Source organism: Streptomyces sp. SCL15-4 (genome assembly GCF_033366695.1).
GTDB lineage: Bacteria > Actinomycetota > Actinomycetes > Streptomycetales > Streptomycetaceae > Streptomyces.
Genome location: NZ_JAOBTQ010000001.1, coordinates 3,193,536 through 3,204,018, shown reverse-complemented (window position 1 = coordinate 3,204,018; position 10,483 = coordinate 3,193,536). Strand labels below are relative to the sequence as shown.

Sequence of the window (10,483 nt, the reverse complement as noted above, 5' to 3'; positions counted from 1 at the left end):
TCGGTAGCGGGTTTCAGGGGGCGCGGCGGTCCCGGGCGCCCAGGCCCTCGTCGTCCGAGTCCGTCCACAGGCTGATGTCGTAGGGCGTGTCGGAGATGGTGACGAGGTCGGGCCGGCCGGGCGCGGCCGGGGCGGCGGCGGTCTCCCGCAGCAGGGCCAGGCTCTCGCGCAGGTGCTCGGCGTCCAGCCGGACCCGCCGTATCTCCAGTCCGCCGCGGCCGAGCCGGTGCTCCAGACGGCCCAGTGAGCGGTCGAGGTCGTCCACAGAGCGCTGGACGGCGTTGATGTCGTCGTGCACGGACATGACTTGCCCTCGCTTCCACGGGTCCGGTGGGCCATGGGCGGCAACGTTCATGCGCCTTGGAGTGTTGCGCCTCAGCCCGCCTGTGTGAAGGGATGTGCGGCGATTGGCCGGGGCGTACGGGTGCATCGTCCGGGCGGGGTTGCGCCGCACGGGTGGGCTTACCGGCTGTCACCGCCGTGTCGCCCGCCGTTGACGGATCCTTTCCTCTTCAGTGGCGGCATAGATCTGATCAGCTCCATATACCGCCAAATGCGAGCATAAGGCCCGTGGCTCCCCGGAGGTAGCAGAGATGTCCTACGACGGCGACGCCTTCCACGCGGTCGCAGCGGGGCAGCGCCCCGAAGGCGCGCGACCGGCCACGACGCGCTCCCGGCCGCACCGCGCCGCGGCCCGGCCCCGCCGGCGCGGCCTCCTGCGCCCGGTCACCTTCCTCACCGCCGGCGCCCTCGCCGTGCCGCTGCTCGCCGGCTGCGGCGAGGACGAGAAACCCCCCGCCCCCCTCGCCGGCCAGGACATCGCCCCGGCCGCCCGGGACCTGGTCGCCGACGGCTCCACCCTGAAGTGGGCCGTGGACGCCCTGCCGGAGACGCTGAACACCTTCCAGGCCGACGCCGACGCCGGCACCGGCCGGGTCGCCCAGGCCGTGCTGCCCTCGATGTTCCGGCTCGACGCGACCGGCCGCCCGGTGGCCCACTCCGCCTACCTGGAATCGGCCGAGGTCATCGAGACCGAGCCGCGCCAGGTGGTGCTGTACAAGCTGAACCAGCAGGCCGTGTGGAGCGACGGCCGGGAGATCGGCGCCGCCGACTTCGTCGCCCAGTGGCGCGCCCTGTCCGGCCGCAACAGCGCCTACTGGACCGCCCGCAACGCCGGCTACGAGCGCATCGCCAAGATCGAGCGCGGCGACAGCGACCTCCAGGTCCGGGTCACCTTCTCCCGCCCCTACGCCGACTGGAAGTCGCTGTTCTCCCCGCTGTACCCGAAGGACGTCATGGGCACCCCGGACGCCTTCAACGACGGCGCCCGCCGCAAGCTGAAGGTCACCGCCGGCCCCTTCAAGGTGGAGAAGGTCGACACCGCGGGCAAGGACGTGGTGCTCACCCGCAACCCCCGCTGGTGGGGCAGGCCGGCCAAGCTGAACCGGATCGTGCTGCACGCCGTACCCCGCGACAAGCGGGCCGCCGCGCTCGCCGACGGCAGCGTGGACCTGGCCGAGATCGACTCCGCCGACGCCCAGCGGATCGGGCTCGCCCACCGCACCCGGGGCACCGGCACCCCGCTCCAGGGCGGCGGCCGGACCTCCGTGAAGAAGCTGCGCGACTGGGCGCTCGCCCACGGCCTCGACGCCGGCGAGGACGCCGGCCGGGGACAGCTGGGCAAGACCATCGGCCGGTACCTGGAGCAGCAGCAGGCACTGCGGGACGTGGAGGTCCGCAAGTCGCTGGAGCCCGTCTACACCCAGCTCGCCCTCAACGGCGCCGGCGGCCCCCTCGCCGACGAGCGGGTCCGCCGGGCCGTCGCCCGCGCCCTGGACCGCGTGGAGCTGGCCCGGCTGGTCCTGACCCCGCTGGGGCTGCCCGCCGTGCCCGTCGGCAGCCACCTCGCCCTGTCCGGGCAGGCCGCCTACGCCGACAACAGCGGCGCGCTCGGCGCCCAGGACGCCAAGGAGGCCCAGGCGCTGCTGGCCGACGCCGGCTGGGTGCGCGGCGGCCCGCTGAAGGAGCAGCACAAGGGCGGGAAGGCGGCGGGCTCCGAGCACCACGGCGCGGAGGTGTCGGAGGGCGGCGAGGACGGCGAGTACGTCGTCGGCGAGGACGACAAGGGGCACGGCGACGGCAAGGCCGGGCACCACGAGAGCGCCGGCGACCAGCACGAGCGCACCGACCCGCAGCTCGCCCGGGAGAGCCGGCACGGCGGCGCGTCCGGCGCCTACGCGCCCAAGGGCACGGCCGCCCCGGCCGCCGCGCCGGCCGGGCCGCTCGCCAAGGACGGCAAGCCCCTCGCGCTGCGCTTCGTCCTGCCCTCCGGGCCCGGCTCGGACACCCTGAACTCGGTCGCCGAGCGGATCTCCGCGATGCTGGAGCAGGTCGGCATCCGCCCGACCATCGTCAAGGTCTCGGACGAGAGCTACTTCAAGGACCACATCGCCGCCGGCGACTACGACCTCGCGCTGTACTCCTGGCCGTCCTCCGCCTTCCCGGCGACCGACGCCCGGCCCATCTACGCCAAGCCGCTGCCGGCGGCGGACGGCTCGGTGAACGTCGAGCAGAACTACACCCGGGTCGGCACCGACCAGGTCGACCAGCTTTTCGAGCAGGCCGCGACCACGCTGGACGAGGACGAGGCGCGGGACCTGATCCGGAAGGCCGACTCCCGGATCTGGGCGGCGGCGGGCTCCATCCCGCTCTACCAGCGCCCGCAGCTGGTGGGGGCGCGCGAGAACGTGGTCAACGCGGGGGCCTTCGGATTCCAGACGCCGGTGTACGAGGACATGGGTTTCCTGAAGAAGGGAGCGAGGGTCTCGACCGGCCCGAGCAAGGGGTAGGAAGGCCCGGGCGAGCCGTTGCGGCGGCGGCCACGTACCATGGGGTGAGGCCGTGGCGTGTCCAGCCCGGCAGGGCCCGCGCGGCACGGACGTACGCGCAGGGCAGTCCGCACACTCCGGGAGTACGCCACAATATGGCCACGCGCCACGACATCCGCAACGTCGCCATCGTCGCCCACGTCGACCACGGCAAGACCACCATCGTCGACGGCATGCTGAAGCAGGCCGGTGCCTTCGCCGCCCATCAGCTCGACCAGGTCGACGACCGGGTGATGGACTCCAACGACCTGGAGCGTGAGAAGGGCATCACGATCCTCGCCAAGAACACGGCGGTCAAGTACCACCCGAAGGACGGTGGCGAGCCGATCACCATCAACATCATCGACACGCCCGGCCACGCCGACTTCGGCGGCGAGGTCGAGCGTGGTCTTTCGATGGTGGACGGTGTCGTCCTCCTCGTCGACGCCTCCGAGGGCCCGCTGCCGCAGACCCGCTTCGTGCTCCGCAAGGCGCTCCAGGCCCGGCTGCCCGTCATCCTGTGCATCAACAAGACGGACCGTCCCGACGCCCGGATCGACGAGGTCGTCAACGAGGCCTACGACCTCTTCCTCGACCTGGACGCGGACGAGGAGCAGATCGAGTTCCCGATCGTCTACGCCTGCGGCCGCGACGGGATCGCCTCGCTGACCAAGCCGGACAACGGCACGGTCCCGGCGGACTCCACCAGCCTGGAGCCGTTCTTCTCCACGATCCTGGAGCACATCCCGGCCCCGACCTACGACGAGGCCGCGCCGCTCCAGGCCCACGTCACCAACCTCGACGCCGACAACTTCCTCGGCCGTATCGCGCTGCTCCGGGTCGAGCAGGGCGAGCTGCGCAAGGGCCAGACCGTGGCCTGGATCAAGCGCGACGGCTCCGTGCAGAACGTGCGGATCTCCGAGCTGATGATGACCGAGGCGCTCACCCGCAAGCCCGCCGAGAAGGCCGGCCCGGGTGACATCTGCGCGGTCGCCGGTATCCCGGACATCATGATCGGCGAGACCCTGGCCGACCCGGAGAACCCGGTCGCGCTGCCGCTGATCACGGTGGACGAGCCGGCCATCTCCATGGTGATCGGCACGAACACCTCGCCGCTGGTCGGCCGCGGCGCCACCGGCAAGGGCGCCGACAACAAGGCGGCCGTCAAGGACCGCAAGGTCACCGCCCGCCAGGTCAAGGACCGCCTGGACCGCGAGCTGATCGGTAACGTCAGCCTCCGGGTGCTCGACACCGAGCGGCCGGACGCCTGGGAGGTCCAGGGCCGTGGTGAGCTGGCGCTCGCCATCCTGGTCGAGACCATGCGCCGGGAGGGTTACGAACTGACCGTCGGCAAGCCGCAGGTCGTCACCAAGGAGGTCGACGGCAAGGTCTACGAGCCGGTCGAGCGCATGACGATCGACGTGCCCGAGGAGCACATGGGCGCGGTCACGCAGCTCATGGGCGTCCGCAAGGGCCGGATGGACAACATGTCCAACCACGGCTCCGGCTGGGTCCGCATGGAGTTCGTCGTGCCGTCCCGCGGTCTGATCGGCTTCCGCACCGAGTTCCTGACCCAGACCCGCGGCACCGGTATCGCCCACTCCATCCACGAGGGCCACGAGCCCTGGTTCGGCACGCTCCAGACCCGTAACAACGGCTCCCTGGTCGCCGACCGCTCCGGCGCCGTCACCGCGTTCGCGATGACGAACCTCCAGGAGCGCGGCGTGCTCTTCGTGGAGCCGGGCACCGAGGTGTACGAGGGCATGATCGTCGGTGAGAACTCCCGCTCCGACGACATGGACGTCAACATCACCAAGGAGAAGAAGCTCACCAACATGCGGTCCTCGACGGCCGATGTGACCGAGTCGATCGTGCCGCCGCGCAAGCTGTCGCTGGAGCAGTCGCTGGAGTTCTGCCGCGACGACGAGTGCGTCGAGGTGACCCCGGAGGCCGTTCGCATCCGCAAGGTCGTGCTCGACCAGCGTGAGCGGGCCCGCGCCGCGAGCCGCGCCAAGCACGGCTGATCCGCCGGCAGTCGAGCCCGGGTGCCCCCCATGGTGGGGGTGCCCGGGCTTTTTGCAACCCGTTTTCTGGGGCCCGCCGTCCGGCATGCGGTGACCGGTGCCCGATACCCATGTAACAAGTCCGTTTCGCGCCTTCTTCCGGCGAACACTTTGTCCAGATTTTGGAAGGTCTACGCGCGAGCTGTGACTGAATTGAGATCTACGGGCAGTGGTCGGTAGTCGAGCCATGGCAGATAGTTAGCCGCGTAGCGCTCGGGTCAATGGGTCTCGCGCCGTGGGGACGGCGCCCGACTCACGAGCACCAGGGGGTGTCTGATCCTCCGTCAGGGGTGTCGGGGGAAAGACGGAAACCCTCTTCCGTTGGTGAACACGTGCAGTCATGAGGAGGGAACCCCAGTCGTCACGCGCGTCCGACCGCGGTCACGCGCGTCCTAGGAGTACCCGGGTATCTCTCACACTTATACCTGTGAAACGGACGAACCGTGACAAGTCCTATCGATACAGAGGGCGGCGGGGCGTCGGCCGCCGTCTCCGGCCCGTTAGGCCCGGAGCCACGGACCGGCGCCGTCGAACTCGCGGGCCGGTCCCCCGGCCGGCTGATGTGGCTGCGCTTCAGGCGCGACCGCACGGGCGTCGTCTGCGCCGTGGTGGTGATCGGCTACTTCGTCGTCTCGCTGCTCGCGCCGCTGCTGGTGAAGCTGCCGGGCACCGATCCGTACACCCTGTACGGCCAGGACCCCACCTACGCCGACCATCCCGTGCTGGACGAATTCGGGCTGCCGCTCGGCTACTTGGGAGGGGTCTCGGGCGCGCACTGGTTCGGCGTCGAGCCGCAGTACGGCCGTGATCTGTTCGCCATGCTGCTGTACGGCATGCGCACCTCCCTGTACATGGCGCTCGGCATCACCGTCCTCCTCATGCTCACCGGGATCGTGGTCGGCCTGATCGGCGGGTACTTCGGCGGTCGCACGGACTACTGGATCGGCCGCGGCACCGACTTCTTCCTCTCCTTTCCGCAGCAGCTGTTCTTCATCGCGTTCATGCCCGTCGTGACGTCGTTCTTCGTGGACCCGCGCGAGGAGACGCCGACCTACTTCCGCGCCGTGGCGATGCTGATCGTGCTGTGGCTGCTGGGCTGGATGGGCATGGCCCGGCTGGTGCGCTCCACCGTATTGTCCCTGCGGGAGAGGGAGTTCGTGGAGGCGGCCCGGGTCTCGGGGGCCTCGCCGTGGCGGATCGTGCGCAAGGAGATCCTGCCCAACGTCGTCACCCCGATCCTGGTGCAGTTCACGTACCAGCTGCCCAGCACCATCCTCAGCATCGCCTTCCTGTCCTTCGCGGGCGTCGGCTTCGTGGAGCCGACACCCGACTGGGGACGCCTCTTCGCCGCCGGTGCCCGGTACGCCGAACAGGACCCGGCGTTCATGTTCTTCCCCGGGGTGGCACTGGTGATCTTCGTCCTGTGCTTCAACCTCCTCGGGGACTCCGTACGGGACGCGTTCGACCCCAAGTCCGGGCGCTAGCACGTCCGTTGGGTGGGGGGTGGCTGCCGCCCCCGCCGGCCCGCGCGGCCGGCGCCCGGCAGATCTCACGGATAACAGACCCGACAGGTAGGTGGACAGCCCACATGATGTCTCAGCGTGCCCGCGCAGCGCGTGCCGTCGTGATCGCCCTCGCGGCCGGCTCGCTCGCTCTCACGGCCTGCTCGAAGAACGAGGGCGGCAAGTCCGGCAAGGACTCCGGCAAGGACCAGAAGGAGGCGGCGGTCCAGTCCAAGGCGGTGACGTACGTCGACGCCGCCGGATCGACCGGCCCCGCCAAGGACCTGCCCGGCGCCAAGCCGGGCGGCACGATCACCGTCTACCAGGAATCGGGCCTGTCCCATCTGGACCCCGGCCAGATCTACGTCTCCGACTCCGGTCAGGTCGCCAACCTGCTCTTCCGCCGCCTGACCCAGTTCCAGGAGGACGACAAGGGCGACGTCTCGGTCGTCGGCGACCTCGCCACCGACTCCGGCAAGCCCTCCGACGGCGGCAGGACCTGGACGTTCACGCTGAAGGACGGCATCAAGGACGAGAACGGCAACGCCCTCACCTCGTCCGACGTCCGGCACACCGTCGAGCGCCAGTACGCGAAGTTCATCTTCGACGGCCCGACCTATCTGCAGACCTGGCTCAGCGGCACCGACTACCGCAAGGCCCTGCCCGGCGGCGGCTACGACGGCACACACCTGCCGGCCTCGGTGCTGGACACCCCGGACGCAAAGACGGTGGTCTTCCACTTCGACCAGCCGCGTCCGGACCTGCCGCAGACGCTCGCCATGGCCGGCTACGCCGTCGTCCCCGCGAAGGGCGACACCAAGGAGCGGTACGAGAAGAAGCCGGTCGCCACCGGACCGTACAAGATCGCCGAGAACAAGGCCGGCAAGACCCTGAAGCTGGTGCGGAACACCGGCTGGGACCCGAAGACCGACTCCGTGCGCCACCAGTACGCCGACGGCTTCACCTTCCAGTTCGGCGTCACCGAGTCCACCCAGACCAAGCGGCTGATCGCCGACGAGGGCGACAACAAGAACGCCATCCAGCTCACCGGCGGTGTCGACGCCACGCAGATCCAGGACGTCATCAAGAACCCGGACGCCAGCAAGCGCACGGTCAAGGGCTACCAGCCGTACGTCATGTCGCTGACCTTCAACCTCGACCGGGTCAAGGACAAGAAGGTGCGCGAGGCCGCCGCCTACGCGGTCAACTCCAAGTCCCTCATCGCCGGCGAGGGCGGAGCCTACGGCGGTGACGTCGCGCCGAACCTCTTCGCGCCGACGCTGCCCGGCTATGAACCGGCCTACGACCCCTACGGCCGTCTGAAGACGCCGCAGGGCAACCTCGCCAAGGCCAAGGAGATCCTCAAGGACGTCCCGGCCGCCGCGAAGAAGCTCGTCTTCGCCTACGCCAACAGCGAGCAGGGCCAGCGGCGCAAGGTCGCCATCGAGGACGCGCTGAGCAAGGTCGGCTTCGATGTCGTCGCCAAGGAGATCGACGCGGCCAGCTACTACGAGCAGATCGGCAAGCTCGACAATCCCTACGACATGTACATCTCCGGCTGGGGCCAGGACTGGCCGTCCCCGGGCACGGTCGTCACCCCGATCTACGACGGCTCGCAGGTCTTCGACGGCTCCGCGAACTACTCGCACGTCAAGGACCCGAAGGTCGACGCCCTGATCAAGAAGGCGCTGACCCAGGAGCCGGCCGAGGCCGCCAAGACCTGGAAGGAAGCCCACCACTACCTGCTGGAGAACATCATCCCGGCGGCCCCGCTGTGGTACACGAAGCAGTTCCAGCTCTCCGGCTCGAACGTGGGCGGCGCCCGCTACGGCACGGTGTCCAGCCTCATCGACATCACCCGGCTGTACCTGAAGTCGTGACCGACGGCCGGGGACGGGGCGCGCGGTGAAGCCGGCGTCCCGCGTCCCCGGCCGTCCCGGCCCGTCCACCGTCTCCCACCGTCTCCGCAGAGAGCAGCCAGCCCGCCATGGTTCAGTTCATCCTCCGGCGCACGGTCGGCGCCTTCGTCACGCTCCTGCTCATCGGGGCGGCGACGTTCTTCCTCTTCGTGGCCGCACCCTCCGACTACGCCTCCCTGGCCTGCGGCAAGGACTGCTCGCCCCAGCGGCTGGCGGACATCCGGGAGGCCCTGGGGCTCGACCTGCCCCTGGCCCGGCAGTTCTGGGACTTCATGTCCGGCATCGTCACGGGACGCGACTTCCCGGCCGGTCACTGCTCGGCGCCCTGCCTGGGCGTGTCGTTCTACTCCGGGGACATGGTCTGGAGCACCATCATGGACCGGTTCCCGCTGACCCTCACCCTGACCGCCGGCGGTGCCGTCGTCTTCCTCCTGGTCGGGATCGGCGCCGGCATGATCGCCGCCTACCGGCGCGGCACGCTGGTGGACAAGGTCGCCACCGGCGCGTCCATGGTGCTCAGCTCCTTCCAGATCTACTTCCTCGGCCCGGTCGTGCTGACCGTCCTCGTCTACAGCACCGGCTGGATGGAGGACCCCAAGTACGTGCCCTTCACCCGGGACCCGGTCGGCTGGTTCGTCGGGATGTCGATCCCGGTGTGCGTGTTGGCCACGATCTTCACCGCGCAGTACACCCGTATGGCGCGCTCGTCGATGATCGAGCAGCTCGCCGAGGACCATGTGCGCACCGCCCGCGCCAAGGGCATGTCCCGCAGGTACGTCTTCCTGCGCTACGCCTGGCGCGGCTCGCTCATCCCCATCGTCACCATCCTCGGCATCGACGTCAGCTCCATGCTGGGCGGTGCCGTCGTCACCGAACTGACCTTCTCCCTGCAGGGCATAGGCCGGCTCGCCGTGGACGGCGCGGTCAACAAGGACCTGCCGCTGACGGTGGGCGTGATGCTGTTCGGCGCCTTCTTCATCCTGATCATCAACATCCTCACCGACATCACCTACGCGTGGATCGACCCGCGCATCCGGCTCTCCTAGGAAGACCAGCCATCGTGACCACAGTGACCAAGGCCGGGGGCGCGCCGGCCCCGACCGGGCCGGGCGGATTCCTCTCGGTGCGCGATCTCCAGGTGACGTTCTCCACCGAGGACGGCCCGGTCAGGGCCGTCGACGGCCTCTCCTTCGACGTCGGCCGGGGCCGGACCCTCGGCATCGTGGGCGAGTCGGGCTCGGGCAAGTCGGTCACCAACCTGACCGTCCTCGGGCTGCACGATCCGCGGTTCACGACGGTCGACGGGGAGATCGTCCTCGACGGCAAGGAGCTGATCACCGCCACCGAGAAGGAGCTGGAGAAGCTCCGCGGCAACAGGGTGGCGATGATCTTCCAGGACCCGCTCACCGCGCTGTCGCCCTTCTACACCATCGGCCGGCAGATCGCCGAGCCGTACAGGAAGCACACCGGCGCCTCGAAGAAGGCCGCCTGGCAGCGCGCCGTGGAGATGCTCGGCAAGGTCGGCATCCCGCACCCCGAGGAGCGCGCCCGGGACTATCCGCACCAGTTCTCCGGCGGTATGCGCCAGCGCGCGATGATCGCCATGGCGCTGGTGTGCGACCCGGACCTGCTGATCGCCGACGAGCCGACCACCGCGCTGGACGTGACCGTGCAGGCCCAGATCCTGGACCTGCTCAAGGACCTCCAGCGGGAGTTCGGCACCGCGATCGTCTTCATCACCCACGACCTCGGGGTCATCGCCGACATGGCCGACGACATCATGGTCATGTACGCGGGCCGGGCGGTGGAGCGCGGCACGGTCGACGAGGTGCTCCGCTCGCCCCGGCACCCGTACACCTGGGGCCTGCTGAACTCCATGCCCCGGCTGGACGCCGACCTCGCCGCCCCGCTGGTGCCGATCCCCGGGACACCGCCGAGCCTGCTCACCCCGCCGTCCGGCTGCCGCTTCCACCCCCGGTGCACGTTCCGGGACCGGGTCGCGGGCGACCGCTGCGTCACCGAGCGTCCCGTGCTGGCAGCGGGCCGCTCCTCGGCCTGCCATCTGAGCGCCGAGCAGAAGCGCACCATCTTCACCGAAGAGATCAGGCCCCGTCTGGGCTAGGAGGACAACC

7 protein-coding genes are annotated in these 10,483 nt (G+C 69.9%); 6 read left to right on the top strand and 1 reads right to left on the bottom strand.

Annotated elements, in window-relative coordinates:
* Positions 1-13: 13 nt before the first annotated feature.
* Positions 14-304, bottom strand: a complete 291-nt coding sequence (locus SCK26_RS13700) for a hypothetical protein (RefSeq protein WP_318201589.1) — start codon at positions 302-304, stop codon at positions 14-16.
* Positions 305-593: 289 nt separating this feature from the next.
* Here SCK26_RS13700 and SCK26_RS13695 point away from each other — a divergent pair, with 289 nt between their 5' ends.
* From SCK26_RS13695 to SCK26_RS13670, 6 genes are all read left to right on the top strand, one after another.
* Positions 594-2,849, top strand: coding sequence for an ABC transporter family substrate-binding protein (locus SCK26_RS13695; RefSeq protein WP_318201588.1), 2,256 nt, complete (start codon positions 594-596; stop codon positions 2,847-2,849).
* A gap of 134 nt (positions 2,850-2,983) precedes the next feature.
* On the top strand, positions 2,984-4,891 hold the full coding sequence (gene typA / locus SCK26_RS13690; RefSeq protein ID WP_318201587.1) for a translational GTPase TypA: 1,908 nt from the start codon (positions 2,984-2,986) through the stop codon (positions 4,889-4,891).
* A 482-nt stretch (positions 4,892-5,373) separates the two neighbouring features.
* A complete protein-coding gene (locus SCK26_RS13685; RefSeq protein WP_318201586.1) occupies positions 5,374-6,414 on the top strand; it encodes an ABC transporter permease in 1,041 nt (346 codons plus the stop codon).
* A gap of 104 nt (positions 6,415-6,518) precedes the next feature.
* Positions 6,519-8,312, top strand: coding sequence for an ABC transporter substrate-binding protein (locus SCK26_RS13680; protein WP_318201585.1), 1,794 nt, complete (start codon positions 6,519-6,521; stop codon positions 8,310-8,312).
* A 107-nt stretch (positions 8,313-8,419) separates the two neighbouring features.
* Positions 8,420-9,397: an ABC transporter permease gene (locus SCK26_RS13675; RefSeq protein ID WP_318201584.1), complete on the top strand. Its 978-nt coding sequence runs from the start codon at positions 8,420-8,422 to the stop codon at positions 9,395-9,397.
* 14 nt (positions 9,398-9,411) lie between these two features.
* Positions 9,412-10,473: an ABC transporter ATP-binding protein gene (locus SCK26_RS13670; RefSeq protein WP_318201583.1), complete on the top strand. Its 1,062-nt coding sequence runs from the start codon at positions 9,412-9,414 to the stop codon at positions 10,471-10,473.
* Positions 10,474-10,483 lie beyond the last annotated feature (10 nt).